This is a genomic window from Phyllobacterium sp. 628, assembly GCF_014189505.1.
In the GTDB taxonomy this organism is placed as follows: Bacteria; Pseudomonadota; Alphaproteobacteria; order Rhizobiales; family Rhizobiaceae; genus Phyllobacterium.
Window position 1 is genome coordinate 1630678 of sequence record NZ_CP050301.1, and the last position, 25491, is coordinate 1656168.

General features: G+C 55.9%; 29 protein-coding genes and 1 pseudogene. 24 read left to right on the top strand and 6 right to left on the bottom strand.

Annotation, left to right across the window (positions count from 1 at the left end; all coding sequences use genetic code 11):
• The first annotated feature begins 178 nt into the window (after positions 1-178).
• Positions 179-961, top strand: a complete 783-nt coding sequence (locus HB779_RS09550) for a hypothetical protein (protein WP_188345473.1) — start codon at positions 179-181, stop codon at positions 959-961.
• Between the two features lie 48 nt (positions 962-1009).
• Here HB779_RS09550 and HB779_RS09555 read toward each other — a convergent pair whose 3' ends face one another.
• Positions 1010-1594: a TetR/AcrR family transcriptional regulator gene (locus HB779_RS09555; RefSeq protein ID WP_188345474.1), complete on the bottom strand. Its 585-nt coding sequence runs from the start codon at positions 1592-1594 to the stop codon at positions 1010-1012.
• A gap of 130 nt (positions 1595-1724) precedes the next feature.
• Here HB779_RS09555 and HB779_RS09560 point away from each other — a divergent pair, with 130 nt between their 5' ends.
• The 7 genes from HB779_RS09560 (at position 1725) to HB779_RS09590 (ending at position 6256) form a co-directional block, all read left to right on the top strand.
• Positions 1725-1955 (top strand): hypothetical protein, encoded by a 231-nt coding sequence (locus HB779_RS09560; protein ID WP_188345475.1) that lies wholly within the window; start codon positions 1725-1727, stop codon positions 1953-1955.
• 147 nt (positions 1956-2102) lie between these two features.
• Positions 2103-2816 (top strand): hypothetical protein, encoded by a 714-nt coding sequence (locus tag HB779_RS09565; RefSeq protein WP_188345476.1) that lies wholly within the window; start codon positions 2103-2105, stop codon positions 2814-2816.
• 37 nt (positions 2817-2853) lie between these two features.
• Positions 2854-3183: a helix-turn-helix transcriptional regulator gene (locus tag HB779_RS09570; RefSeq protein WP_188345477.1), complete on the top strand. Its 330-nt coding sequence runs from the start codon at positions 2854-2856 to the stop codon at positions 3181-3183.
• On the top strand, positions 3180-3662 hold the full coding sequence (locus tag HB779_RS09575; protein ID WP_188345478.1) for an SRPBCC domain-containing protein: 483 nt from the start codon (positions 3180-3182) through the stop codon (positions 3660-3662). Before HB779_RS09570 ends, HB779_RS09575 begins: the two co-directional genes overlap by 4 nt.
• 83 nt (positions 3663-3745) lie before the next feature.
• Positions 3746-4513: a thioredoxin family protein gene (locus tag HB779_RS09580; protein ID WP_188345479.1), complete on the top strand. Its 768-nt coding sequence runs from the start codon at positions 3746-3748 to the stop codon at positions 4511-4513.
• Between the two features lie 31 nt (positions 4514-4544).
• Positions 4545-4961, top strand: coding sequence for a GFA family protein (locus tag HB779_RS09585; RefSeq protein ID WP_188345480.1), 417 nt, complete (start codon positions 4545-4547; stop codon positions 4959-4961).
• Between the two features lie 146 nt (positions 4962-5107).
• Positions 5108-6256: a serine hydrolase gene (locus HB779_RS09590; RefSeq protein WP_188345481.1), complete on the top strand. Its 1149-nt coding sequence runs from the start codon at positions 5108-5110 to the stop codon at positions 6254-6256.
• Between the two features lie 6 nt (positions 6257-6262).
• Here HB779_RS09590 and HB779_RS09595 read toward each other — a convergent pair whose 3' ends face one another.
• Complete coding sequence (locus HB779_RS09595; RefSeq protein ID WP_188345482.1) at positions 6263-7162, bottom strand: LysR substrate-binding domain-containing protein; 900 nt, start codon at positions 7160-7162, stop codon at positions 6263-6265.
• A gap of 102 nt (positions 7163-7264) precedes the next feature.
• On the opposite strand from HB779_RS09595, the gene HB779_RS09600 reads away from it, so the two are divergent.
• Both HB779_RS09600 and HB779_RS09605 read left to right on the top strand, forming a co-directional pair.
• Entirely contained in the window at positions 7265-8254 is a 990-nt protein-coding gene (locus HB779_RS09600) for a zinc-dependent alcohol dehydrogenase family protein (RefSeq protein ID WP_188345483.1), read from the top strand.
• A gap of 134 nt (positions 8255-8388) precedes the next feature.
• A complete protein-coding gene (locus HB779_RS09605) occupies positions 8389-8979 on the top strand; it encodes a 2'-5' RNA ligase family protein (RefSeq protein ID WP_188345484.1) in 591 nt (196 codons plus the stop codon).
• Positions 8980-9039: 60 nt separating this feature from the next.
• Here the strand turns inward: HB779_RS09605 and HB779_RS09610 are convergent, their stop codons facing one another.
• Both HB779_RS09610 and HB779_RS09615 read right to left on the bottom strand, forming a co-directional pair.
• Positions 9040-9516, bottom strand: coding sequence for an SRPBCC family protein (locus HB779_RS09610; protein WP_188345485.1), 477 nt, complete (start codon positions 9514-9516; stop codon positions 9040-9042).
• Positions 9513-9875, bottom strand: coding sequence for a helix-turn-helix transcriptional regulator (locus tag HB779_RS09615; RefSeq protein ID WP_188345486.1), 363 nt, complete (start codon positions 9873-9875; stop codon positions 9513-9515). The genes HB779_RS09610 and HB779_RS09615 overlap by 4 nt, the downstream gene beginning before the upstream one ends.
• 392 nt (positions 9876-10267) lie before the next feature.
• Here HB779_RS09615 and HB779_RS09620 point away from each other — a divergent pair, with 392 nt between their 5' ends.
• From HB779_RS09620 to HB779_RS09640, 5 genes are all read left to right on the top strand, one after another.
• A complete protein-coding gene (locus tag HB779_RS09620) occupies positions 10268-11290 on the top strand; it encodes a HAMP domain-containing sensor histidine kinase (protein WP_188345487.1) in 1023 nt (340 codons plus the stop codon).
• 128 nt (positions 11291-11418) lie between these two features.
• Complete coding sequence (locus tag HB779_RS09625; RefSeq protein ID WP_188345488.1) at positions 11419-12006, top strand: class I SAM-dependent methyltransferase; 588 nt, start codon at positions 11419-11421, stop codon at positions 12004-12006.
• A 102-nt stretch (positions 12007-12108) separates the two neighbouring features.
• Entirely contained in the window at positions 12109-13260 is a 1152-nt protein-coding gene (locus HB779_RS09630) for a YbfB/YjiJ family MFS transporter (RefSeq protein WP_188345489.1), read from the top strand.
• 109 nt (positions 13261-13369) lie between these two features.
• A complete protein-coding gene (gene sbmA / locus HB779_RS09635; RefSeq protein ID WP_188345490.1) occupies positions 13370-14620 on the top strand; it encodes a peptide antibiotic transporter SbmA in 1251 nt (416 codons plus the stop codon).
• A 360-nt stretch (positions 14621-14980) separates the two neighbouring features.
• Complete coding sequence (locus tag HB779_RS09640) at positions 14981-15415, top strand: type II toxin-antitoxin system HicB family antitoxin (RefSeq protein ID WP_188345491.1); 435 nt, start codon at positions 14981-14983, stop codon at positions 15413-15415.
• Here HB779_RS09640 and HB779_RS09645 read toward each other — a convergent pair.
• Positions 15412-16452: a polysaccharide deacetylase family protein gene (locus HB779_RS09645; RefSeq protein ID WP_188345492.1), complete on the bottom strand. Its 1041-nt coding sequence runs from the start codon at positions 16450-16452 to the stop codon at positions 15412-15414. The genes HB779_RS09640 and HB779_RS09645 overlap by 4 nt on opposite strands.
• Before the next feature lie 148 nt (positions 16453-16600).
• Here HB779_RS09645 and HB779_RS09650 point away from each other — a divergent pair, with 148 nt between their 5' ends.
• The 9 genes and pseudogenes from HB779_RS09650 (at position 16601) to HB779_RS09690 (ending at position 24227) form a co-directional block, all read left to right on the top strand.
• Entirely contained in the window at positions 16601-17182 is a 582-nt protein-coding gene (locus HB779_RS09650; protein WP_188345493.1) for an NnrU family protein, read from the top strand.
• Positions 17183-17337: 155 nt separating this feature from the next.
• Positions 17338-18018 carry a tetratricopeptide repeat protein gene (locus HB779_RS09655; RefSeq protein ID WP_188345494.1) on the top strand — a complete coding sequence of 227 codons (681 nt, stop codon included), beginning with the start codon at positions 17338-17340 and terminating at the stop codon, positions 18016-18018.
• A gap of 17 nt (positions 18019-18035) precedes the next feature.
• Positions 18036-19508, top strand: a complete 1473-nt coding sequence (gene der / locus HB779_RS09660; RefSeq protein ID WP_188345495.1) for a ribosome biogenesis GTPase Der — start codon at positions 18036-18038, stop codon at positions 19506-19508.
• A 251-nt stretch (positions 19509-19759) separates the two neighbouring features.
• Complete coding sequence (locus HB779_RS09665) at positions 19760-20875, top strand: cell wall hydrolase (RefSeq protein WP_188345496.1); 1116 nt, start codon at positions 19760-19762, stop codon at positions 20873-20875.
• 641 nt (positions 20876-21516) lie between these two features.
• Entirely contained in the window at positions 21517-21927 is a 411-nt protein-coding gene (locus HB779_RS09670) for an AtpZ/AtpI family protein (RefSeq protein ID WP_244642506.1), read from the top strand.
• Positions 21928-21962: 35 nt separating this feature from the next.
• A complete protein-coding gene (locus HB779_RS09675) occupies positions 21963-22715 on the top strand; it encodes a F0F1 ATP synthase subunit A (protein ID WP_188345498.1) in 753 nt (250 codons plus the stop codon).
• Positions 22716-22788: 73 nt separating this feature from the next.
• On the top strand, positions 22789-23016 hold the full coding sequence (locus tag HB779_RS09680) for a F0F1 ATP synthase subunit C (RefSeq protein WP_008125314.1): 228 nt from the start codon (positions 22789-22791) through the stop codon (positions 23014-23016).
• A 94-nt stretch (positions 23017-23110) separates the two neighbouring features.
• A pseudogene (locus tag HB779_RS09685) lies at positions 23111-23736 on the top strand (F0F1 ATP synthase subunit B).
• Positions 23737-23747: 11 nt separating this feature from the next.
• Positions 23748-24227, top strand: a complete 480-nt coding sequence (locus HB779_RS09690; protein ID WP_188345499.1) for a F0F1 ATP synthase subunit B — start codon at positions 23748-23750, stop codon at positions 24225-24227.
• Positions 24228-24802: 575 nt separating this feature from the next.
• Here the strand turns inward: HB779_RS09690 and HB779_RS09695 are convergent.
• Positions 24803-25468, bottom strand: a complete 666-nt coding sequence (locus HB779_RS09695; protein ID WP_188345500.1) for a ribonuclease HII — start codon at positions 25466-25468, stop codon at positions 24803-24805.
• Between the last annotated feature and the right edge of the window lie 23 nt (positions 25469-25491).

Here is a 25491-nt window from a genome sequence, read left to right on the forward strand (position 1 = left end):
ATCGGCTTCACCGGAGCCTGCTACCCGGTCCGGTATATCACGGCGTTTGCAGCCGGTAACGAAATACCAAGAAAGCCCTGTCACATTTGATAGCGTCGCGATTCGGCGCTCGCGAATGTTATCAAACCCGACTTTGACGAAGCCCCATCATCACCGGGCTGAAGAGGGCAGGATCTTTATGGCCAGCAAAAAGCGTAGCACCCGTTCATCATCGCGTTCGCCGAAGCGATCGTCTTCGCGGTCTTCGTCGCGCAAATCTTCAAACGGCTCGTTGGTGGCTCTGGCAGCCATCGTTGGAATCGGCATTCTGGGCGTATGGGGCGTGACGCAGCACAAAAGCACGCTGACAAACTTCACTCGATGGTTCGATCAACCCGCCACGCGCATCAGCAAGCCAGCGCCAGCGGCGCCGGATGTAGATGTGAAACAGTCTGCAAAAAGCGAGCCTCGCCAGGACAATAGCCGCGTCAGCACTTCCACTGCTCCTATACCGCGTCCATCCGTTTCGGTCGGCGTACAACCGCAAAATCCTGTGGCAACGAAGCCAGTGCAGCAGGCTGCACTGCAGTCCGTGCCGCTGCTGCAGCGCCCGCATGTTGCGGTGGGCACTACTGAAAAAACCAGTATTCATCTGCCACGCGGCATCAACATGCCCAATATGGCGCCCTCAGTCGTTTACGCCAGGGAAAGGCTCACCCTGCGGCGCAATGCTTGGGATAAATCCGATCCAGTGGGTACTGTCGAGAAGGGCCGTGAAATGCGTTCCTACAGCAAAACCGGCAAGTGGCACCGTATTGTGGTGCCAGCCACCGATATGATCGGCTGGGTGCACGAAGACCTGCTGATTGCGGGAAAATCCCGTTCCGGCATTTCGAGCATGGCGACAGGCGCGATATCCAGCGCACCCAAATCTGCGCAGGTGCCGCCTGTTTATCCGTCCCGGCCGGTCGGAGCGCAGTAAGAGACGGTCGCGGCCCCATTCTTCAAAGGCAGGCTTTGTACACGCTGGTTACTGCGTAGCTGATGGATTTCGCGCCAGCTTCAGGACCGTCGCAATGGCGCCTTCGAGAATGTCATCGGAAAGTGCAGGATCATCCACGGCGCGTGCGAGCTGCAGCGATCCCACAACCAGGGCAAATATCGATCGAGCGGTATGGTTGGCATCCTCAGGCTCCCGCCCCTTTAAATGCCTAGCGATCAGATCCACCACTGCATTGAAACGAACCGTATAAGCATGCCTCGTCTCGGGTGACTGGCGGCTGATCTCCGGCAGGAGAGCGGCAGACGGACAGCCATGGCCGCGGTCATCGCGGTGGCTCGGGCTCAAATACTGGCGTAAAATTGTTTCCAGGTCGTTTTGACCGATGGTTCGTGCCATGGACTCGTACTGTGCATCCAGTGTGCGTTCAACGCATTCCCTGACCAGATCATTCTTTGACGAAAAGTGGGTGTAAAACGCCCCGTTGGTCAGGCCAGCATCGGCCATGATGGCAGCAAGCCCAACCGCCGAGACGCCCTGATCCCTGAACTGCTCTGCAGCTACCTCGGTGATCTGCTGGCGGGTATTTTCCTTATGTCCTTTTTCGTAACGCATCCGGGCCTCCCGATTGCATAGCGCAAACGCTATTGCATTATGATCGTAATGTGATATTATAGTCGTAATGCAATTGCAGTGCAACCGTCTTTACCAATCTACACATTCAACCCCAAGGAGGGGTGTTCCCATGACGCGCTTACTTCTCACCGCAGGTATTGTCCTTTCTCTCGCAGCCTGCTCAACGACCGGACCTGGCACGCAGACTGCAAGCTATAAAACCAACACGGCCTATGCATTCAAGACCGGTATTCATGACAGGAATGCCAAGCCGGTAATCCGGCATGAAGCCCTGGCAAAGGAGCCTCGCCTTGGCTTTACCGGTTTTGCAGCAACACAGGCCATTGGCGGCATAAACTAAAGCTCCATACTCTCCATGAAGCGAATGGCTCTGAAGCAGTTCAGAGCCATTCGCTTTTCATCGGGCGTCTCTCTTTTCCCGGATCAGCACGATATGATCGCTTGAAATGATCAAGCGGCAATGCAAGCTGTCTGAATGGATGCGCCCATGACATCATTGGAGAGACGGAAACAGGCCGCTATCGAGGCAGTCGCCAAGCGCTTTTCGGTGCCTTGGCAAAAGGGTGACAGTGGTGAGGCTGATACCTGTCTGACAATCGCTGATAAACGCATCGCCGTCGACATTGCGGCCATATCTCAGACACTTGCTGAATCGGAAAATTCCGCAAAACCGCGTTTGCGGTTCGACAAAGTCGCACTGCGGCTTGTTGCGCGTTTGCAAATCTCGCTGTCAAAGTTCGTCCCGGACGGCAATGCCGTGATTGTAACTGTCACCGCACCCATTCGGTTGGCCTCGAAGACGACCGCCATGTTGGAAAGCCTTGTCTGGGACTGTTTTACGCGCCCGTCTCTGCCGGTGGAGATCAAGGACACAATCCACGGGAATCAGGTCCGTATTCGCTTTGTAAAAGGCGTTTTGGCACCAGCGGAGAAGGTGATCGGTTTCGTGCACAATCCCGACTCGGACGCAGATATTCTCCTGAACCTCACACAATCCCTGCTCCTGCATGTCGGTACGGCAACCGCTAGCCCTCGGTCTGAGGAGTTGGCGAGTGAGCGATGGCTCGTTCTCGCCTGTGCGGAAGGACCGACATATATCGAGACATATAGGCAGGCCTATTTACAGTCCGGCATTTCGTCCGGCTTTCAAAAGATTCTGATGGTGTTTGCAGACGGGCAGGTCGAGCCTCTGACAAATTAGAATTGACTAATTGATTAGCATAGGCTAATTGAAATGCATGATCGAAACCGCCACCATCACCACCGTTTTACGCACCCTTGCTGACCCCACCCGCCGGGCCCTGTTCGAGCGTGTTGTGAAATCTGACGAAATAACCGTCGTTGAATTGACGCAGGGGAGCGGCGTAACCCAGGGTGCCATATCCCAGCATCTCAAATCGCTGAAACAGGCCGGATTGGTGATTGAGCGGCCGGAGGGTCGCAAGGTGTATTATCGCGCCGAGCCGGAAGGTCTTGCCCCGCTGGTCGATTGGATGGGGCACTACGGCGTCTTCTGGCGCGACCGGTTCGCCGATCTTCGAAGCCTCCTGAAGGAGATTGATCCATGAATGAGACCGTATTGAAACCCCACACGCAGGACATTGTGGTTGACGAGGTCTTTCCGCATGCTCCGGAAACGATCTGGAAGGCGCTCACATCTGGCGAACTGATCGGCCGCTGGCTGATGGAACCCACAGGGTTTGAAGCCGTTAAGGGTAATCACTTCACCTACAAGACCACCCCGTCTGGCGCATGGGACGGCATCATTCGCTGTGAAGTGTTGGGAGTGGCACTGAATGAACGGTTCGTCTACGCCTGGAAGGGCGGACACGACGGCAATGTCGGATATGGTTCACGCCTCGAAACCATAGTCACGTGGACCCTTTCCAAAGTCGAGAATGGTACGCGCGTCCGCCTCGTCCATTCCGGCTTCGTGCTGCCAAGGAATAATACGGCATTCAACAGTATGAGTGATGGCTGGAAGAAGGTCGTCCCGCGTCTTGGCGCTATCGTCGACGAACAGGTCTCGTCGAAAAAACTGCACTAATCCCAGTCAAAGACCTGATGACATTGGCCGTTGGTGCCGAAGCCAACGGTTAAAAGAGACAGCCTTAACAAGAGGAGGTTACCATGCAAAACCCTGTGGTTTCGCGTGAAGAGTGGCTTGCTGCCCGAATTGAGCTGCTCAAAGCAGAGAAAGATTTGACGCGGCGCAGCGATGCGCTGGCACAGCGGCGGCAGGAATTGCCGTGGGTCCGGATCGACAAGACTTACCAGTTCGAGACCGAGGCAGGAAAGGCATCGCTGCCGGACCTCTTTCAAGGGCGCTCGCAGCTTCTCGTCTATCACTTCATGTTCGGTCCGGATTACAAAGCTGGCTGCCCGTCCTGTTCTTCCATTGCCGATGGCTTCGATGGTTTCGTGGTGCATCTGGCAAACCACGACGTGACACTGATGGCGATATCGCGTGCGCCGCTGGAGAAGCTTCAAGGATACAAACAGCGCATGGGCTGGACATTCCCATGGGCCTCTTCTTACGGCAGCGATTTCAATTTCGATTTCAATGTTTCGCTGACCGAAGAAGCACAGCGCAACGGTACCGTCGAATACAATTACGAGCGCGAGGAACCGGTCGTCGAAATCGCCTCACGCACAACGCCGGATGGAACCGCAACGTTTGCAGCAATGTCCGGAACCGACACGGCAACCTATGCGCGCGAGCGCCCTGGAATCAGTACCTTCGTGCTGGAGGATGGTGTCGTCTACCACACCTATTCGTCCTATTCGCGCGGCGTGGACGGTCTGTGGGGCATGTACCAATGGTTCGACCGCGCACCAAAAGGACGCAACGAAAATGGCGTCTGGTGGCGTCGCCACGATGAATACACACAAGGCTGAGAGCCCACGTTTTTAGAGGAGGAGAACAGACATGAGCAAGACCTATACCGGCGGCTGCACCTGCGGCGCGATCCATTATGAAATAGCGGCGGAACCCATCTTCATGAATGATTGCCAGTGTCTCGACTGTCAGGGCAGGAGTGGTACGGGACATGGTTCGTATCTGACATTCCCGGACAAGCGGAATGTGAAACTCGAAGGCAAGGCGACACAGTGGGACGTTGCTGGTGACAGCGGTAACATCAAGACACACGCCTTTTGCCCCACCTGCGGTTCACCGGTCTATCTGACCTTCGCCGCGATGCCGGATTTCTTCACGATCCATGCCGCAAGCCTTGATGATCCGAGCCGCTACAAGCCGCAAGCGGTGACCTACGCCATGCGTGGTTATGCGTGGGATCATCTTGATCCGGCCCTGCCGAAATTCGACAAAATGCCGTCAGCCTGAAACGCGGCGATGTCGGGAAAGCCTCTCTCCTTCTTAGATGGGGACAAATGAGTTCCGTTCAAGAATTGTCAGGGCGCGGAATGCGGGTGTAGTTTCCGCCTCGCGCCGGGGCAAATGTTCTCGAGCGGGCAGGTTTGGGGGCAGATATGACATATGGCAGCATCGGCGGATTCGCTCACGAGAAATTCTCCGCTGCACGGGAAGCCTTCGAAGCCAACTTCGCCAATGGCGAAGAAATCGGTGCTTCATTCTGCGCAACTGTCGAAGGCGAGACAGTTATCGACCTTTGGGGCGGGTATGCCGACGAGACGAAAACAAGGCCGTGGAAGAGCGATACCATTGTCAATGTCTACTCCACCACCAAGACCATGACGGCGCTGACCGCGTTGCTTCTGGCAGACCGGGGTGAACTCGATTTTTCTCTGCCTGTGGCCAAATACTGGCCGGAATTTGCAGCAAACGGCAAGGGCGGGATCACTGTTGCCCAGCTGATGAGCCACACGTCGGGCCTGTCAGGCTGGCATCCGGCAGTGAGCGGCCAGGATTTTTATGACTGGGAAAAGGTAACGTCGATGCTCGCTGCACAAGCGCCCCTGTGGGAGCCGGGAACGGCATCGGGCTATCACGTCTATACATTCGGATTTCTCATCGGCGAAGTGGTGCGCCGCATCACCGGTAAGAGCCTTGGAACCGTTTTCCGCGAGGAGATCGCCGAGCCGCTGGGTGCCGACTTTTCCATCGGTTTGCCGGAAACGGAGGATGACCGCGTCGCCGATCTCGTGCCGTCGGGTTCTGTGCCCAGCGCTGCGGGTGTTGAAATGAGCGATGTGCAGAAAATCACATGGATCGACACGCAGACTGAGGTTGCATCCACCCGCACCCGTGCGTGGCGGGGTACCGAAATCCCGTCCGTCAACGGGCATGGCAATGCCCGTTCCATCGCGGAAATTCATGCCCTGCTCGCCAATGGCGGCGTGGCCAAAGGCAAGCGCCTCCTGTCTGAAGCGGGTTGCCGCAAAGCGCTGGAACAGCAGATCGATGGCCCTGATCTGGTCATGCGCAACATGGAGGTGCGCTTTGGTTTGGGTTTTGGTCTTCCCAGTCCGATTTTGACCCTTGCGCCCCCCAATCCCAACAGTCTGTTCTGGGCTGGCGGCGGCGGTTCCTTCATTCTTATCGACATGGATGCGCGTACGACCTTTGCCTATGCCATGAACAAAATGCGCTTTTCGTTTATTGGCGACGAGCGCTCGTTTCGCATCATCCACGCCATGTGGCAGGCTTTGGGTACGTAACTGTTTTCAATCCATCATCTTAGGTAAAGCCGCTGCCAATGCATCGACTGCAAACCGCACTTTCAGCGGCAGATGCGGTGTCTGCAGCCATAGGGCGTGGCAGTCATAGGGCAGTTCCGGCTCATGCCGCAAAAGCTGGACCAGTGTACCTGTCCGAAGCCGCTCGCGCACCAGCCAGCTTGGCAGCCACGCCAGCCCCAAGCCGATCGATGCGGCGTCGGCCACAGCATCCAGATCGTCGATTCTCAGCCGGGAGACCGGCATGACCTCTATCGGAGGCTGGTCCTCATGTTGAAACACCCACGGGCGAAGCCGGCCGGACCGGTGATAGACAACGGCCCTGTGTCTGCTTAGATCCTCTATTTGTTCGGGACTGCCATGCTTCTCGATATAAGAAGGTGAGGCGCAAACAATCATGCGCTGGCGGGCGACACGGCGCGCGATCAGTCCGGCCTTGTCTTCAAGTTCGCCGGTGCGGATCGCCAGATCATAACCATCCTCGGCAAGATCGGAAAAGCGGTCGCTCAATGACAAATCGAGTTCCAGCGCCGGATATCGCTGTGCCAGCTCCATCAAAACCGGGGCAACACAGCGCCGTCCGAAGTGAACAGGCATGGTGACGCGCAGTTTGCCGCGTGGCTCGGTCAGGTGATCGGCTGCCAATGCATCCGCAGCGTCCGCTTCAGCCAGCACAATACGGCAGCGGTCGTAATAGGCACGTCCAAAATCTGTCAGGCTCTGGCGGCGCGTAGTGCGGTTGAGCAGGCGCATGCCAAGGCGCTCTTCCAGAAAGCGGACATGTTTGCCGATCATCGGTGCTGACAGGCTGAGCGCATCGGCTGCTGCCGCGAACGAGCCTAGATCGACGGCTCTGACAAACACGGACATGCTGACGAGACGGTCCATATTCAAAACTCTCAGTTTCGACTGTTGTGCTTATACACCCATTTATCCCGTTATCCCGCGCTGTCATAGCTCATTCAGTTCAATTATTTTGGAGTTATGACGATGAGCCGTGTTGTTCGCTTTCATGAGCGTGGTGGCCCTGATGTGTTGCGCATCGAAGATATCGATATTCCTTTGCCCGGTCCGGGCGAGGTGCAAATCCGCGTCAAGGCAATCGGTCTGAACCGGGCCGAGAGCCTGATGCGTTCAGGCACTTATATCGAGAACCCGCCTTTGCCCTCCGGTCTTGGCCTTGAAGCAGCAGGCATCGTCGCGGCAGTGGGCGAGGGTGTGACGGACTTTGCAGCGGGCGATGCGGTCAGTGTTGTGCCGCCGGTCCAGATGTTCCGCTGGCCAGCCTATGGCGAGCTTGCCACCTATCCCGAGGCGCTTGTCATCAAGCATCCGCCGTCACTTGGCTGGGAAACGGCGGCGGCGGTCTGGATGCAATATCTCACCGCTTACGGCGCGCTGGTCGATATCGCAAACATTTGTCCCGACGATTTTGTCGTTATCACCGCTGCCTCCAGCAGTGTCGGGCTTGCTGCTATCCAGATTGCCAATATGGCTGGTGCGACAGCTATCGCGGTGACCCGGACATCGGAAAAGAAGCAGGCCTTGCTCGACGCCGGTGCTGCGCATGTCATTGCCTTGGCGGAAGAAAATCTCGAAACGCGGCTGCACGAGATTGCTGGCCCTGATGGAGTGCGCGTGGTGTTCGATCCCATTGGCGGACCGATATTTGAAGCGCTGACAGCGGCGATGTCGGTTGGCGGCATTCTGCTTGAATATGGTGGCTTGAGCCCTGAAGCGACTCCTTTTCCACTGTTCACGGTGTTGAAAAAGAGCCTGATATTGCGCGGCTATCGTGTTTACGAAATCACACAGGATGCAGGGCGGCTTGCCGCTGCCAAGACATTCATTCTCAACGGTCTGGCGACAGGTTCGCTTAAGCCGGTCATCGCCAGGATCTTTCCGTTTGAACAGATTGTCGAGGCGCACCGCTATCTCGAGTCGAACCAGCAATTCGGCAAGATTGTCGTGACGGTTTGAAGACCGAGTGCCGTCTAAAGCAGCGCAATTTTTGTGATGTTGTGGACGGCACGCGCACCCTCCATCTTGTCAATGTTCATATTTTGTTCTAATTTGTTTCCTTCATTTCTCATGCCCGTTGCAGGAGTACGCACATGCAACATGAGTTTGATTTGAACGATGGCTGGGCGAATAGGCCGTGGCAACCTGAAAATGCGGACCGGATGTTCTTCGGTCTGATGACTGGATCTTCAATTTCTGATCGCGTGAGCACACGAAGGACGCAGCTCGTCAGCGCTTTAAACTTGGATGCCCGGGGATATATCAGCGAGGATCGGTTTCATGTCTCGTTGCTATGGGTGAGTGATCGTGAGCGCCTGCGGTCCCAGGAAGTGCTTGCGGCCAGGCTGGCAGGCAATGCGGTGGCCATGACGCCGTTCGAGCTCACCTTCGATAGGGCCCGCAGCTTTCCAGGTGGTAAGAGAAACCACTGCCCGTTTGTGCTGCTCGGGGAAGGTGACGGTGTCCGACAACTTTATCAGCGGCTCGGATCAGCCATGATCGCTAACGGTTTGCGGACGAGGATGGGTGATTACTGCCCGCATCTAACGCTCCTCTACGACCAACGCTTCGTTACACAGCAGGAGATTGAGCCCATCCGTTTCAAGGTGAATGAGTTTTTCCTTATCCATAGCAAACGGGGATTGTCCGAATACGAAATACTGGACCGCTGGACATTGCATTGAAGTCAGGCTGGCAGTCCCGCAGCTTCGCTGGTTACGGGACTGCCGCCATCAATAGCTTGCTTAGATCGTCTTCACATAATCCCTGACCTGATCAAGCACCGTGCCCCAGCCATCGTAAAAGCCCATATCTTCATGCTTTTGCCGGGTGGCTTCGTCTACATGCATCGCCATCGCGGTGTATTTCGTACCGTTGCCATGCGGTTCGAAGGTGGTGATTGCGGTGATGAATGGCTGGCTGGACGGGCGATAACCGGGAAGCAGCGCATTGGTCCATACCAGCCGCTCATTCGGCACGATATCGAGATAGCAGAAGAGATTGATGGCCTGCTCGCCTTCTGGTGACTGCATCACGGTACGGAAAATGCCGCCGGGGCGCAGGTCAATCTCGCATTCCGGGATGTGCCAGGGTTTTGGCGTGAACCATTGTGCCACGTGCTCGGGCATGGTCCAGGCCTTCCAGACCAGTTCGGGCGGCACATCGACCGTGCGTTCAAGCACAAGATCAAGTTTCGGATCGGGTTTGGGCAATCGTGTCATGGTTTTTCCTCCTCCTTGAGGGTCAACAGATAATCATCGAGCTGATCGAGACGGCGCTCCCACAGCGCCCGCTGTTCGCTCAGCCAGTCCTCGGCCATTTTCAGGCGGGCCGGGGCGATCTGATAAGTCCGCACGCGGCCTGTTTTGCGCGAGTGCACGAGGCCGCAGCCTTCCAGAACCCGCAAATGTTCAACGAAAGATGGCAGCGCCATATCGAAAGGCGAGGCGAGTTCACTCACCGAAGCCGGACTTCTGTTCAGGCGCTCCAGCACATGCCGCCGGGTCGGATCAGCCAGCGCGCGAAATACCGCATCAATCGGAGGGATAGCTGGATCTGGAAGGGCGGTGCGCGGCGTCATGGTGGCGGCTTTTCCGATTGTGTTGCATCTGCTTTTCAAGGCCACGATAAATCGGATTAAAACTTAGGGCAATACCTTAGTGTTATTTTATGCACCGGGAGTGCCCGAGAGAAACACCATACGGAATCGCAGGCCGTCACGGCGCAACCTTTGTGCAATGTGCATCGCTTAATTTACGGCACGAACAGATATGCCGGGCTTTGGGAACTGGATGCGGGCCACTTCCGATCCTTGCGACACGCAAGTGCAAGCCCGGTATTTCTGCTGACGTGTCTGAAACCCTGTATTGATTGGTTCAAAGTGTTGCGAATTTTGTTGGTGGAAGATCCGCTCTGCAGCATCGATGATAAAATCCACGCCGGCGTTACGCATCTATTCATGTGCTTCGTCTGATGGATGATGCCAGGCCGCATTCTCTGACATGGCATCTGATGAAACGCCTGCTTCTGATGCAGGGCGTGATGCTGGTCGTTTGCATTACATTGGTCATCGGCACCCTGGCGTGCACGGGGCTCTTGCGAGCTGTGGATGCTCCCGGCGCGGTGTTGGCGCGCGTGGTTTTTCCTGATGTGCTTCTGATCGCTTTTGCTATGTTCCTGATCACTCATTTTGTGGTGCGCCGCGCCCATATCGGTCTGGCAAACGTGGCGGCCGAAGCGGCGCGTATCGATATCAATGAACGCGGCGCCCGTCTGCGGCTGGATGGAGTGCCACGCGAGGTCACGCCGCTGGTGAATGCCATCAACACGGCACTCGCGCAGCTCGATATTGGCTATAACAGTCACAAACGCTTTCTGCTCGATGCAGCACGTGAGCTGACCATGCCCATTGCTGTTTTGCAAACCCGGCTGGAATCGTTACCGCCCGGCGCAGCCGACGTCCGTTTGCTCGAAGGTGTCGCGCATCTTGCCATCCTCGCTGAACAATTGCTGGACCTGCAGCGTCTCAGCCACGCCAGTGCACAATTTGCAGCGGTTGATCTGCTTGCCTTAAGCCGACGGGTGGCATCTCAACTTGCACCGATGGCCGTTTCGGCCGGTTATGCCCTATCGCTTGAGCCCAATACGAACCGGGCGAGGGTGAACGGGGATGAGAGGGCACTCGAACGGGCCATGATCAATCTCGTGCAGAACGCCATCCAACATGGCGGGCGCAAAGGCACGATCACCATCCGCGTTGCCAATCCGGCCAGCATTTCCGTTGAGGACGAAGGGCGGGGCATTCCTCCGGGACAACGAAACCTGATTTTCGAACCCTTTTACCGCCTGCGCGGGCGGGGTCGCGGCGCGGGTCGTGGCCTCAATCTTGTGCGGGAAGCCGTGCAGTTGCATGGGGGAAAGGTTATTGTGACGCAGGCACCGGGTGGAGGTGCCTGTTTCACTATCAAATTCGCATCCGCATCTGTAATATCGTGATGTGATCTCTACATGCTGCCTGAAGAAACTGCTGTGGATATCTTTGTCGCTGAGAATTTCCGCAATCTTCCCACAATTCTGGCGCGTAATAAGCGGGCTGCGTTAAAAACGTTGGAGCATGAATTTTTATGACGGGTAGCGTTTTGACTTTCCTGCGGGCTTTGCTCAGCGATCCGTTTCGCGTCAGCGCCATCGCGCCATCGGGTGCAGCCCTCGCCAGACTGATCACCAGTGAAATTTCCTCCACTTCCGGCCCAGTACTGGAGCTTGGACCGGGCACGGGTGTGTTTACCGATGCTTTGCTGGCCCGGGGTGTTCGCCCCAAGGATTTGACGCTTATCGAATATGGCGCTGAATTCGCCCGATTGCTGCAGTCGCGCTTTCCCGGCATGCGCATCCTGCAAATGGATGCGGCCCAGCTCGATCTGCACGAATTCTTTGACATGCAACCTGCGGGTGCGGTCGTTAGCGGCCTGCCGCTTCTCAGCATGACCTCGGATAAGGTCGCCGCTATTCTCGGTGGTGCTTTCAGCAATCTTCGCCCTGACGGCGCCTATTACCAGTTCACCTATGGTTTTCGCTGCCCTGTGCCCAAGGCGGTGCTTGAGCAGCTGGATTTGGAATCCGTCTGTATTGGCCGCGCTTTCCGCAACCTTCCACCCGCTGCGGTATATAGAATCAGCCGCCGGGGTGTGACGGCACCTGTCAGCATCTGATATCCGCGCTCATAGGATCGAGCAGCGATTGATCACCAATGGTGACGGGTCCATCAAATTTATTGTCTTGTCATGTTGCAATGCAGCGATAATGTCCGGCGCATGAGTTCGCAGGCATATTCCCCCGTTCGCTTTGCTCTTGGCGGTTTCGTCACCATGGCCGTTGCCATGGGCATTGGCCGCTTTATTTTTACGCCGGTTCTGCCTGCGATGATGCAAGACCTTTACTTCACCCCGGCCGCAGCCGGGGTCATCGCATCAGCCAATTATATCGGCTATCTCCTTGGTGCCATTGTCGCTGGTTATGGCTGGGCATCGGGCATCGAACGCCGGGTTGTCCTCATTTCGCTGGCGGTAAGCGCGATGCTTTGCCTCGTGGTGGGGCTGAGCAACAACGTTTTTGAGGTCGCAGTCCTGCGCTTTTTCGCAGGGATTGTCAGTGCTTTCATGCTGGTCCTTGGCGCCACCATCGTCTTCAGCCATCTTGCCGCTGCCAACCGGCAGGATTTGCAGGCTCTGCATTTTGCCGGTGTCGGTGCTGGTATCGCGCTGTCAGCCGTGTTCGTAGCCGCCAGTGATATCATGGGATTAAGCTGGCGCATGGACTGGATCGCCGCTGCGATCTTCTCCTTTCTCGGCTTGCTGGCGGTTTTCTGGCTTATCCCGGAAGGCCCCTTGCGAACCGGAACGGTGGTAAAGGAACCGCCGGTGCGCTGGACGGCGGATTTCATCAAGATCAATATCACATATGGCATTTTTGGTTTCGGATACATCATCACGGCCACATTCCTGATCGCCATTATCCGTAACAGCCATGGCGGCACATTTATGGAGGCAATGGTCTGGCTGCTTACCGGTGCGACTGCCGCCATATCTGTCTGGTTATGGACACCAGTGCTGCGCCGCGTCGGCCCCTTTGTCGCGGTGGCGTTGGGCTGCCTGATACAGGCGGCTGGTGTCGCGGCCAGCGTGGTGTTGCCCGTGCCTGTCGGGCCACTGCTCGGCGGCGTGCTTCTGGGCCTCACCTTCATCGTGATTACCGCCTTTGGCTTTCAGGCCGGCCGGTCGATCCTGCCGCAATCACCGCGCCGCGTCATGGCGGTCATGACTGCCGCCTTCGGTATCGGCCAGATCATCGGACCGCTGGTTGGCGGCTATCTCGCCAATACCACGGGGAATTTTACCGCAGCGACCCTTGCGGCAGCGGCAAGCCTCGTCATTGGCGCTGTTTTTGCGTTTCTTGCCGGGCGTTGAATATTACAGCAATTTAATTGCTGCTGCACACGCTTTGCCCTATTCGTGGTGGTAGTCTCAGACCAAATCAACTCTGATTTGACGTCATTTATACGAGGAACCCGCCACCGTGTTTGTCTCATTTTTCCCCAAGCCAAAGCTGTTTTTCACATCTGCGGTACTCTGGTCGCTTGCAGCGGTATTATTATGGTACTTCGGTGGGCGAAATTTTGGTGCCCATTTTGGACTGCCGCCTGCGGCACCAGATGCGCCAGCGATTAGCGGCATTCCACTTTTTCTATCGACACCGTTCCTTTGGTTTTATGTTTACTACATCGTCGTTGTTTTCGCCTTTTATGGGTTTTGGGCATTTTATAGTCCACATAAATGGCAGCAATGGTCCGTTTTAGGATCGGCACTCATTATCTTTGTAACGTATTTTTCCGTTCAAGTGAGCGTTGCGTTCAATGCTTGGTACGGCCCCTATTATGATCTTATTCAGGCTGCTTTGGCTAAAACAGCACCTGTGACGGCAAAGCAGTTTTATCTTGGTCTCGTAGACATTACCGGCATCGCGCTTCTTGCTATCGCAGTTGGTTCGCTTAACGCGTTTTTTGTCAGCCATTATGTTTTTCGTTGGCGAACAGCAATGAATGATTTTTACATGGAGCATTGGCAAAAACTCCGACATATCGAAGGTGCATCACAACGTGTTCAAGACGACACGATGAGATTTTCGAGAACCGTTGAGGGGCTAGGCGTTAGTCTTGTAAGGGCTCTAATGACGCTGATCGCTTTTTTGCCCGTTCTGTTTGTTCTCTCCAAAGATGTAACGGAGCTTCCAATAATTGGTGAGATACCCTACGCGCTGGTTTTTGCTGCAATAGGATGGTCTGTGTTTGGTACTATTTTTCTAGCGCTCGTTGGTTACAAGCTACCGGGGTTGGAATTTAAGAATCAGCGTGTTGAAGCTGCATACAGAAAAGAACTTGTTTATGGTGAGGATGATGAGAATAGAGCGCAGCCACCAACGGTAGCAGAGCTATTTGCAAACGTTCGTAAAAATTACTTTCGTTTGTATTTCAACTATCTATATTTCAATGCAGCTAGCTTTCTTTATACTTGGACCGACAATCTGTTTTCGTTGTTGGTGCTTATTCCGTCGATTGCCGCTGGAAAACTAACACTTGGTCTCATGACGCAAATAATGAACGTTTTTGAACAAGTAAGAAGTTCATTTCAATATCTCGTCGCATCGTGGTCAACAATCGTTGAGCTTTTGTCAATTTATAAACGTCTGAGGGCTTTCGAAGCTGTCATCTATGACGAACCCCTTCCATCTATCGATCAGCACTATCTTGAAACCGGTGTTGAGCATTAACTGCCACAAGCTGGCGGCGCTTAAATAGCGCCGCCTCTTATTTTCTCATACCAACGTTCCATAGATCGGTGCCCTTCATCCATGTCATTGTAGTCTTTGCTTATCACACAAAAATGTGCGATAGTTGGCATGAAAGACATAGGCATGAAAAGAGAAGCCTTGTTGCGTGAACTTCGCGATATAGCCAGACGATTAGAGATGACGTTCGAAGTGGTGGAGAACCGGGGTAAAGGCTCCCATTATCGTGTTCGATTGGGTGACAGATTTACCACCGTTAAATCCGGAGAACTAACACCGGGCTATGTCAGGCTCATCAGGAAGCAATTGGGCGTTGGTTGAAACAAAGACCGGGAACAGATGATGCAATATTCCTATCGCGCCAAGATCGAAGCTGACCCTGACGGAGGTTTTCTGGTGACATTTCCCGATGTTCCGGAGGCTCTCACCCATGGCGGAGACCTCTGCGAGGCACGCGAAAATGCCACCGAGGCTCTGGGATTGGCGCTGCGCGGCTATCTGGCCTATGGCAAAGATCCGCCTATGCCAAGCGCTGGCCGGAGCAAGGGCATGGCAGAAATTCCGGTGGAGGCCACCGACGCTCTGAAATTGGCGGTTATAGCTGCATTCAAGTCATCAGGGCTTTCGAAATCCGAGCTCGCCCGCCAGCTGGGTAAAGGTGAAACAGAAGCGAGGCGCATTCTTGATCCCGATCATCCCACCAAATTGCCGTTGCTTGAGGCGGCATTGGCGGCGCTGGGCAAGAAAATACTGATTTCCGTTCTTGATGCCGCTTAAATCCCGCTGCCCGAAACCTTTGGACTGTTGAGTGCAGCCCCCGTGACCGGCGCTTCGGCGCCGGTTTGCTTGAGGTAATCGCTATAGGTCGTGCAACGCACCTCCGGCTTGATGCAGACCTCGGCAGTAAAGCGTTCCAGTGCCCGCCAATAGGCGTCGCCATTCATTAGCGTGAAATGAATGCCGATCTGGAAAGGAATGCGCGCGCCGTTGTACTGGCGTTCAAAAGCGCCCTTGAACGCATCATAGGCGCGGTTTTCAAACTCATTCAGATGGTCTGCCCGCTCGAAACCGCCGGAATGGCGCACAAACATGTTGTAATCCATCGCGACTACAGGGCGGTGTTCCGGGCCTTCGCTGATGGTCGGCAGGGCAAACTGATACAGCCCGCCCGCATGCACCGGCAGGGCAGGGCCCTTGGAAACGCTGCTGGCATCAAAGGCATAGCCCATTTCTTTCAAAGCGGACAAAAGCGCGGGGCTTGCCGAGAGGTAAGGAGCGCGAAACCCGCGCACATCCTTGTCAACAAAGCTCTTCCAGCCTTCAGGCTCGGGATCGCCGCCATATTTGGCCCAGGCGCTGCGCAGCACCTGCTTGTAAGTGGTGAACTCGCGCACCCAATCCGCCTTTGTCCATGTCCGTCCATCGAAATGGCCGCAGGCATGGCTGGCAATCTCGTTGCCCTCATTGTGCGCCCGCCAGATATTGTCGAGCCGCTTGGCGATATCGTCCTTCGAGGCGGCATAGCCGATATTGGAACGGCCGGAAGTTTCGCCCGGCGCCTGATAGGTCTTGCGGTCGCTGCGGTCGATCAGAAAGACACAGGAGAGAAAGTAGGTGAATTTTGCGTTGGAGCGTTCCGCCAATGCCCGGCTACGCTCCCACAGGGCATTGCTGCCGGAATTATCAAACGAGATCAGCACATATTGCGGTTTGCTGCCGATGGAACCCCGCAAGCCGTTATCGTCACCCGCATAGGCGGGCGCACATGCCGAAATGGCAAGGGACGCAACGAGGACTCGGGAAAACAGACGCATAGGCAGGCACAACACAATCAATGGGAGAGATGCTTCTCGCTACAGGCCAATTGTGGCGATCATCGGACGCGTCGATCCACCGCAAGGGCGTGCCTTGGAACTGTTCTAAAGGCGCTATAGTCTGCGTTCAACAGCGGTGGAGAGCGTCATGCTGGTACTGATTCTGGGTATTGTCGTTTTTCTCGGTATTCATTCCGTGCGCATTGTTGCGCCGCGCTGGCGTCTGGCCAAGATCGCTGCATGGGGTGAAAACGCGTGGAAGGGTCTTTATTCCCTTGTTTCCCTGCTTGGTCTGGGTTTGATCATCTGGGGCTGGATTTTAGCGCGGCCCTATTCGCCGTTCATCTATGAACCGCCTGTATGGATGAAACACATCACCCTGCTGCTCATGCTGTTTTCGTTTATTTCGCTGATGATTTCCAACTTCAAGCCCGGAAAACTCAAGCCGATCCTCAAACATCCCATGCTCCTTGCCGTCAAAATCTGGGCGCTGGCGCATGTGTTGGCCAATGGCGATCTTGCCTCGCTGATTTTGTTCCTGTCTTTCCTCGCGTGGGCCGTCGCGGACCGGATCGCCATCAAGCGGCAGGAGCGGGCAGGCATTACCCAGACGATTATCGTACCGGGACCGGTATCCAATGACGTCGTGGCAATTATCGCCGGTGTGGTTCTCTACATCCTCTTCGTGTGGAAACTGCATGCTTGGCTGATCGGCGTTTCACCGATTTAAATGTGCCGTCACGGGGTATTTTTCACTTAGCCCTTACATCCCGGTGATTTTCCGACTAAAAGCCCCTTAACTCTGTGCGCGCGGAGCGGCGAATGCTGCCTTGCGTGTCCATATTTCATTCAAGGCAGGCCCCTGAAGGGCACCGATGAGGCACTATGACTGACGACGGCTTTTTCCGTGAGGTAAATGAGGAACTGCGCTCCGACAAAATGCGGGCGGCGTGGAAGCGTTTTGGCGGCCTGTTCATTGGCGCTGCTGTTGCTCTGGTTGTCGGTACGGGCATCTTTGCCTTTTACGAATACTGGACCGAGAAGCAGGCATCCAAATCCGGTGATGAATTTCTGGCTGCCCTCAACCTTGTCCGCGACGGCAAGAATGACGAGGCGCTGAAAACCCTCGATGATCTGGAAAAGAACGGCTACGGCGCCTATCCGGTGCTGGCGCGTATGCGGGCCGCCGGCGTTCAGGCGCAGAAGGGCGACCCGGCTGCCGCCGTTGCTGCCTTCGACAAGGTCTCTGCCGATACGGCGGTGCCTCAATCTATTCGCGATCTTGCCAAGCTGCGCGCAGCTCTGCTGCTCGTTGATACCGGCACCTATGATGATGTCGCCAGCCGCGTTGAATCGCTGTCAAATGATGGCAATCCGATGCGCCACTCCGCTCGCGAGGCTCTGGGTCTTGCGGCATGGAAAGCTGGTCGCGGCGGTGATGCGGAAAAACTGTTCAAACAGATTTCCGATGATCAGGCCGCTCCCGCCAATATTCGCCAGTTTGCCGACACGATGCTCGACATGCTGCGCAGCACCGGCGCAGCACCTGCTGCGGCAGCCGGCTAACACAGGAATTTGAGTCTTTGAGCTTCACCCTCGCCATTATCGGCCGTCCGAATGTCGGTAAGTCCACCCTGTTCAACCGGCTTGTCGGCCGCAAGATTGCGCTGGTGGATGACCTTCCGGGCGTTACGCGCGACCGTCGTGTGCATGCCGCCAAACTCTATGATCTGAAGTTCGATGTTATCGACACGGCTGGTCTGGAAGAAGTGCCTAGCGATTCGCTGGAAGGCCGCATGCGCGCCCAGACGGAACTGGCGATTGGCGAAGCGGATGTCATTTTGTTCATCGTTGATGCCAAGGCCGGCATTACGCCTGCTGACGTGACCTTTGCCGATCTTGTCCGCCGTTCGGGCAAGACAGTGATCCTCGTGGCCAACAAGGCTGAAGCGCGCGGCGCCGAATCCGGCATGTACGATTCTTATCAGCTGGGTCTTGGTGAACCGTGCCCGATTTCTGCAGAGCACGGCCAGGGTTTCCCTGATTTGCGCGACGCGATTGTCGAAGCCTTGGGCGAAGAACGCGTCTTTCCGGACGAGTATGAGACCAAAGACGCCGACAGTGATGCTGTTGCGGTCACTATTCCGGCCGTTGCCGGACCAAAAGACGATCTGATCGGCGATGATATTGACGATCCAGATGCCGAAGACATCCCGGAATACGATTCAAACAAGCCTCTGCGCATTGCCATTGTTGGCCGCCCGAATGCCGGCAAGTCGACGCTGGTCAACACCATGCTCGGCGAAGACCGCCTGCTGACCGGACCGGAAGCGGGTATTACCCGCGATTCGATTTCCGTCGATTGGGAATGGAAGGGCCGCAAGATCAAGCTCTTCGACACCGCCGGTCTGCGCCGTAAGTCGCGCGTTCAGGGCAAACTCGAAAAGCTCTCGGTTGGTGATGCGCTCCGCGCTATCCGCTTTGCCGAAGTGGTCATCATCGTGCTTGATGCGACGATCCCCTTCGAAAAGCAGGATTTGCAGATCGCCGATCTGATTATCCGGGAAGGCCGTGCGCCGATCATCGCTTTCAACAAGTGGGATTTGGTCGAGAACCGTCAAATGGTTCTGGCTGACCTGCGCGAAAAGACCGAGCGCCTGCTGCCGCAGATTCGCGGCATTCGCGCCGTGCCGATTTCCGGCGAACGCAATCAGGGCATCGACAAGCTGATGGCCGCCGTTGCCTCCACCGACGAGATCTGGAACCGCCGTATTTCCACCGGCCGCCTCAACCGCTGGATCGAGGGTGTGACCACGCATCACCCGCCGCCGGCCGTGGCCGGCCGCCGTCTCAAGATCAAGTACATCACACAGGTGAAGACCCGCCCGCCGGGCTTTGTTATCTCCTGCTCGCGCCCGGAAGCGTTCCCGACGTCCTATGTGCGCTACCTCTCCAATGGTCTGCGCGAGACGTTTGATATGCCCGGTGTGCCGCTGCGGCTGGTCCTTCGCACCTCCGACAATCCCTTTGCCGGACGCGCAAAGAAGAAGCGCTGAACGTTTTCCGACTGCCAATATTTGCCAGCGCCTTCAAGTCCAGCTTGGGGGCGTTTGTCGTTTTGGGTATAGAAGGCGCTATTCCGCGCGTTCTTTCCCAAGCCCGTTAACTCTCCATCAAGGTTAATGCTTCATTTTTATGGCCAGTAGTGTTCGGTTGTGAGTGGGGTATCGGCGTGCGTTTTTCTGCGTTTTTTCGGGCATCCAGCCCCCGGCGAAAGAATCGGACAAACAGGAACTTTACGGGTCCGATGATCATCGGAGCGGCGATCTATCTGTTATCGCCGACCGTTGTTGCCTATCAGGATATGGCCAGCATGTTGTCGGGCTCCGAATCGGGCAATGGCCGCTGGACTGCCTATCTGGAAAAGTCCCCTGCCGGTTCCATCCAGAAAGCCAACATGTCCTTCGTCGATGACAAGGCAATCACATCGGGCATTCCAGCAAGCGGCATCAATGCTCCGGGCATTGGCCCGATCGTCGTCAATGGCACGCAAAAATCTCCCGATGCGACACCCGACGAAGAGCGCATCAACCGCGCTGAAAAGCAGGGCCGTATCGTTACCATCAGCAAAAAAGCGCCACCAAAGGCATTCAGCGCCGGATCGATTCTGCAGCGCTCAAGCATGCTGATCCGCCCAACGCATGGCATCGAAGTCGAGATGGCTTTTGCGAAGCCGAAAATCGCAGGCAAGGAAATCCAGATTGCGCTGGCTTTCCATAACCGCGCGCCTGCCAAAGCTGATCCGCAGATTTCGCCGATGCTGGCAAGCCTCATCACCAGCAACACGCCGGATGTTCTGGCGCTGGGTTATGCGCCCGCTGCGCCCGACTATGCCAAGACCTCGCCCTTCGACAACATCCTGAATGAACCAAAACAACCCGGCCGGTTCATTCCGCAACTGGGCGCAGGCGACCACGCCTGGCTGGCATCACCATTGCCTCCCGTTGTTTTCACCAAGGAAGAACAAAAATGCCTGGCGACGGGCATTTATTTTGAGGCGAGAAGCGAAAGCTTGAAGGGGCAGGCCGCCGTTGCGCAGGTTATTCTCAACCGCGTCCGCAACCCGGCCTATCCGAAGACGATTTGCGGCGTCGTTTACCAGAATGATGACTGGATCAACCGCTGCCAGTTCTCCTTTGCCTGCGAGGGCCGCAAGCTGGTTGTCACCGAGCCAAGATATTGGAAGATGGCGCAGGAAATCGCCATGGCTGTCACCGCCGGTCGCATTTTCCTGCCCGAGGTCGGCTCCGCCACCCATTACCACGCTACCTATGTCCGGCCGAACTGGGCCCACACGATGAAGCGCGTCGACAAAATCGGCATGCATGTCTTCTACCGCACCTATGGCGGCGGCTGGATCTGAGCGTCGCCGGTCTTCGACCTTAGGCCACTTGGAAGCTGAGCAAAAACTGCTATTATCGCTCTTGGAGTGAGGGATAGGCTCTCGCCCACCCCTCGTTCCTGCTATGTGAAATGAACCCGGAAGCTCAGTGACCAGCTGCTCCGGGTTCTTTTCAATATCAGGGTGATGCTAAATGGCAGACGCCACATAGTTCACCTCCAAGTTTGAGAGCAAGGCCCTTGCCAAGGTCGGGAGGCCTATCGTCCCGATGCACCGGCTGGCTCGGTGCTTTCTGCTTCGCCCTCAAATCGCTATTATGTTGTCTGCGTGCATCGCTATTTATTGTGGGCTTGGGAAGCGTCCGCAAGAAACGCAAGGTTGAGTTGGACTAGGCATATAGTTGGAAATCGCTTTGCTGCGCTGACGGATTGCCTCTCACATCCGTGCCCGGCGCTTCTCCTATCCACAGGATTCGGGCGGGGATTTTTGCCCCCAGAGGTGAGACATAAAGTCATATTTACCTAACATATTGAAATTGACCACGAAAATTACCTTGGAGAGTTCTGCTTCTGCGCCTTGACTAGCGCGGGTCGTAACAATATGTTGCGCGCGACTTCGAAGCGGGGGTGAAGCCCTGCATTCAGCGTGTAAAGGACATGCCATTGGCCACGGGAAACGACCCCGATCAGTCAGGTTCTGTCGGTAACACGCCGGATGCCGGAAAGCCGCTGACTTCGGTTGAACTGGAAAACCGCAGCCGCGATCTGGAAGCAAAACTTGCTTCCAAGGGTGTTGGCCGGAAGATCAGTTCGAAAGACGAGGGGACGGGGACCGCCTCCGGTGTCGCGCAGGCCATGAAATTGTCGAGCGAGTTTATCGCAGGCGTTCTGGTGGGGGCGGGGTTGGGCTGGTTAACTGACCGATTTTTGGGCACGTCACCATGGGGGCTGATCATTCTGCTCCTCCTTGGTTTTTGTGCCGGAACGCTGAATATCCTGCGCTCTGCAGGACATGTGGCGGAAAACCGTGGTTTTGAGCCTGACAAGGGCAAGGACCGCGAGAAACCGGAATAAGCCTGCGGGCATGGAACGATATAGACGAGGTTAGCGTGGCCAACGATCCGATCCATCAATTCCAGATTGCACGATGGATTCCCATTGATGTCGGTGGAATTGATCTGTCCTTCACCAATTCGTCAGCCTTCATGGTTGCTACGGTGGCTGTCGCGTCGGCATTTCTCTATCTGACTTCTTCCAATCGCGGCCTCATCCCGACGCGTCTGCAGTCGGTTTCCGAGATGGCCTATGAGTTCGTGGCTTCGACGCTGCGTGATTCGGCCGGATCTGCCGGGATGAAGTTCTTCCCGTTCGTCTTCTCGCTGTTCATATTCGTATTGACGGCCAACATGCTCGGACTGTTCCCCTATTTCTACACCATCACCAGCCAGATCATCGTCACGTTCGCTTTGGCTGTTCTCGTGATCGGTACGGTTCTCGTCTATGGGTTTGCCAAGCATGGCTTCAAGTTCCTTGGGGTGTTTGTGCCCTCGGGCGTGCCGGCTCTGCTGCTTATTCTCGTGGTGCCGATTGAAATCATTTCTTTCCTGTCCCGCCCGATCAGCCTTTCCGTACGTTTGTTCGCCAACATGCTTGCTGGCCACATTACGCTGAAAGTGTTTGCTGGTTTCGTGGTGTCGCTGAGCAGTCTGGGTGCAATCGGCATCGGTGGCGCAATCCTGCCGCTTATCATGACTGTCGCGATAACCGGTCTCGAATTTTTGGTGGCTTTCCTGCAGGCCTACGTCTTCACGGTGCTGACATGCATGTACCTGAATGATGCAGTGCATCCTGGTGGTCACTAAGAAAAAACTTCGCCGGCGGGGCCTCCGCCAAACGTAATCTACCAATAACCTATTCTATCCAAAGGAGTTTAACATGGATCCCGTAGCAGCAAAGTACATCGGTGCAGGTCTCGCTTGTTTTGGTATGGCCGGAACGGCCCTCGGCCTTGGCAACATTTTCGGCAGCTACCTCTCCGGTGCATTGCGCAATCCATCCGCAGCTGATGGCCAGTTCGGCCGTCTGGTATTCGGCTTCGCCGTTACTGAAGCTCTGGGCATCTTCTCGCTGCTCATCGCTCTTCTGCTTCTGTTCGCTGTTTAATCAGCAGACAACTTCATACTGGCTGCGCTTTGCGCGGCCAGTATAACATTTATAGTCAGCAGATCGGGAAATGCCCGAACCAAGGGGACAACATATGTTTGTGTCTTCGGCTCAAGCCGCATCCACAACCGCTCAGACCGAGACGCCTGCGCATGCCGAAACGGCTGCACCGGGTGCCGCGCCTGATGCTCACGCTACCGCGACCCACTCCGAAACGGGTGTGGCGCACAAAGGTGTTTTCCCGCCCTTTGATTCCAGCCACTTTGCTTCACAGCTGCTCTGGCTGGCGCTGACATTCGCATTTTTCTACCTGTTCCTGTCGCGCGTGGTTCTGCCGCGTATCGGCGGCATCATCGAGACGCGCCGCGATCGTATCGCCACCGATCTTGATCAGGCTGCCCGCATGAAGCAGGAATCGGATGAGGCGCTTGCCGCCTATGAGCAGGAACTGGCCGAAGCCCAGCAAAAGGCCGGCAGTATCGCTCAGACCGCCCGTGACGAATCCAAGGCAAAGGCCGATGCTGAAACTGCGGAGATCTCCGCAGCCCTGAAAAGAAGCTGGCTGAAGCCGAAGCGAGCATTGCCTCCATCAAGGACAAAGCCATGGCTGGTGTCGGCGCTATTGCCGAGGAAACCGCGACTGAAATCGTCAAGAAGATCATCGGTGGAACTGTCGACAAGGCAAGCGTTTCCGCTGCGGTCAAAGCTGTTCGCGGCTAAGGAGAACCATTATGGACGCAACATTTTGGGCCCTGGTTGGTCTGGTTATTTTCCTGGCGCTGTTGGTATATCTGAAGGTTCCGGGCACTGTTGGCAAGTCGCTTGACGGCCGTGCCGACCGTATCCGGGATGAGCTGGAAGAAGCCCGCCGCCTGCGTGAAGAAGCACAGTCCCTGCTGGCCGAATATCAGCGCAAGCGCAAGGAAGCCGAAAAGGAAGCTGGCGAGATCGTTGCCGCCGCGCAGCGCGAAGCCCATGCCATCCTTGAGGAAACCAAGCAGAAGACCGAAGAATATGTTGCCCGCCGCAACAAGCTTGCCGAGCAGAAGATCGCCCAGGCCGAGACCGAGGCTGTCAACGAAGTCCGCGCTTCTGCTGTGGATATCGCTGTCGCCGCTGCAAGCCGTCTTTTGAAGGATAAGGTTGACACGAAGGTTTCGTCCGACCTGTTCAAGTCGTCGCTGAGCGAAGTAAAATCGCGCCTGAACTGATTTTGGCAAAAATTGAATTGGATGAAGCCGCCGCAAGGCGGCTTTTTCTTTTAGGTCTATGGTGGCTCTCCTAATCCCATTCGGAATGGAGAATGATTGCAGAACGATCGTGCGTGGTTCGCCCTTCGGCAAGCTCAGGAAGCTCACCATGAGGGAAAGTGCTGGTTGATCCCTTTCTGGCATCATAAAGCACAGGGAGCCCGGGGCACTTCTTTTTCCGTCATCCTCGGGCTTGACCCGAGGACCCACGGCAAAGGAGTACCATAGTTTCAGCTCGCTGAATGTATTCCAGATTGCTGAGCTAAACTAAGCCTAAATTTACTTCATTTCTCTGCTGGACCACATCATGTGTGTGGATAGGTTTGTGCTCCTTTGCCTTGGGTCCTCGGGTCAAGCCCGAGGATGACGGAAAAAGAGGTGCCCTAGGATCGCAGAAAGGGGTGTTTTATCATGACGAAGAGGGAGCAACATCCACCCCTCATGGTGAGATTCCTGAGTTTACCGAAGGGCGAACCACGCACTCTGGTTTTGCAGCAGAAAATATCGTTCCAGCAAACGGGGATCAGATGTGTTGTTTAACCCACCACTTCCCGATTCTTCAAAGGGGCAAAACTGAAGCGGTGCAGGCCAACAACCGGCCCGTGGGTTTCCATGGCGTTGCGGTGGAATTCGGTTCCGTAGCCCGCATGCGTTTCCAGCCCATAGAGAGGGTAACAGCGGCCAGCCTGCGCCATCATGCGGTCGCGGCTGACTTTGGCAAGAATGGATGCAGCGGCAATCGAGACCGATCGCTGGTCGCCCTTGATCATGGCCGTGCCGGGGCAGGGAAGGCCGCGTGGCACATCGCGTCCGTCAATGAGTGCATGGCCCGGCAGAACCGCAAGGCCGCAGGTGGCACGCCGCATGGCCTCGAGAGCGGCCTTCAGAATATCGCTGGCGTCGATGGATGGCGCTGACACACTGGCAATGCCGGATGCGAGCGCGGTAGCCAGAATAATATCGAACAGCTCCTCGCGCCGTTTGGCGGTCAGGCGTTTGGAATCATCAAGCCCGTCGGGGATTTTCTTCGGGTCGAGAATAACAGCTGCAGCCACAACAGGTCCTGCCAGCGGCCCGCGTCCTGCCTCATCAATCCCGACGACAAACGGCACGCCGTCGCGCAAAAGCCGCCGCTCCGTGGCAAAATCCGGTTTGCCAGGGTCGAGAGGAAGAAGCAGAGAATCAGAACGCGATCGAGCCATGTTGCGGGGCAGACTCGCATTCG

Coding starts and splice junctions, on each gene's coding strand:
- HB779_RS09550 (WP_188345473.1), top strand. CDS start 179: ATGGCCAGCAAAAAGCGTAGCACCCGTTCATCATCGCGTTCGCCGAAG.
- HB779_RS09555 (WP_188345474.1), bottom strand. CDS start 1,594: ATGCGTTACGAAAAAGGACATAAGGAAAATACCCGCCAGCAGATCACC.
- HB779_RS09560 (WP_188345475.1), top strand. CDS start 1,725: ATGACGCGCTTACTTCTCACCGCAGGTATTGTCCTTTCTCTCGCAGCC.
- HB779_RS09565 (WP_188345476.1), top strand. CDS start 2,103: ATGACATCATTGGAGAGACGGAAACAGGCCGCTATCGAGGCAGTCGCC.
- HB779_RS09570 (WP_188345477.1), top strand. CDS start 2,854: ATGATCGAAACCGCCACCATCACCACCGTTTTACGCACCCTTGCTGAC.
- HB779_RS09575 (WP_188345478.1), top strand. CDS start 3,180: ATGAATGAGACCGTATTGAAACCCCACACGCAGGACATTGTGGTTGAC.
- HB779_RS09580 (WP_188345479.1), top strand. CDS start 3,746: ATGCAAAACCCTGTGGTTTCGCGTGAAGAGTGGCTTGCTGCCCGAATT.
- HB779_RS09585 (WP_188345480.1), top strand. CDS start 4,545: ATGAGCAAGACCTATACCGGCGGCTGCACCTGCGGCGCGATCCATTAT.
- HB779_RS09590 (WP_188345481.1), top strand. CDS start 5,108: ATGACATATGGCAGCATCGGCGGATTCGCTCACGAGAAATTCTCCGCT.
- HB779_RS09595 (WP_188345482.1), bottom strand. CDS start 7,162: ATGGACCGTCTCGTCAGCATGTCCGTGTTTGTCAGAGCCGTCGATCTA.
- HB779_RS09600 (WP_188345483.1), top strand. CDS start 7,265: ATGAGCCGTGTTGTTCGCTTTCATGAGCGTGGTGGCCCTGATGTGTTG.
- HB779_RS09605 (WP_188345484.1), top strand. CDS start 8,389: ATGCAACATGAGTTTGATTTGAACGATGGCTGGGCGAATAGGCCGTGG.
- HB779_RS09610 (WP_188345485.1), bottom strand. CDS start 9,516: ATGACACGATTGCCCAAACCCGATCCGAAACTTGATCTTGTGCTTGAA.
- HB779_RS09615 (WP_188345486.1), bottom strand. CDS start 9,875: ATGACGCCGCGCACCGCCCTTCCAGATCCAGCTATCCCTCCGATTGAT.
- HB779_RS09620 (WP_188345487.1), top strand. CDS start 10,268: ATGGATGATGCCAGGCCGCATTCTCTGACATGGCATCTGATGAAACGC.
- HB779_RS09625 (WP_188345488.1), top strand. CDS start 11,419: ATGACGGGTAGCGTTTTGACTTTCCTGCGGGCTTTGCTCAGCGATCCG.
- HB779_RS09630 (WP_188345489.1), top strand. CDS start 12,109: ATGAGTTCGCAGGCATATTCCCCCGTTCGCTTTGCTCTTGGCGGTTTC.
- HB779_RS09640 (WP_188345491.1), top strand. CDS start 14,981: ATGCAATATTCCTATCGCGCCAAGATCGAAGCTGACCCTGACGGAGGT.
- HB779_RS09645 (WP_188345492.1), bottom strand. CDS start 16,452: ATGCGTCTGTTTTCCCGAGTCCTCGTTGCGTCCCTTGCCATTTCGGCA.
- HB779_RS09650 (WP_188345493.1), top strand. CDS start 16,601: ATGCTGGTACTGATTCTGGGTATTGTCGTTTTTCTCGGTATTCATTCC.
- HB779_RS09655 (WP_188345494.1), top strand. CDS start 17,338: ATGACTGACGACGGCTTTTTCCGTGAGGTAAATGAGGAACTGCGCTCC.
- HB779_RS09665 (WP_188345496.1), top strand. CDS start 19,760: ATGATCATCGGAGCGGCGATCTATCTGTTATCGCCGACCGTTGTTGCC.
- HB779_RS09680 (WP_008125314.1), top strand. CDS start 22,789: ATGGATCCCGTAGCAGCAAAGTACATCGGTGCAGGTCTCGCTTGTTTT.
- HB779_RS09690 (WP_188345499.1), top strand. CDS start 23,748: ATGGACGCAACATTTTGGGCCCTGGTTGGTCTGGTTATTTTCCTGGCG.
- HB779_RS09695 (WP_188345500.1), bottom strand. CDS start 25,468: ATGGCTCGATCGCGTTCTGATTCTCTGCTTCTTCCTCTCGACCCTGGC.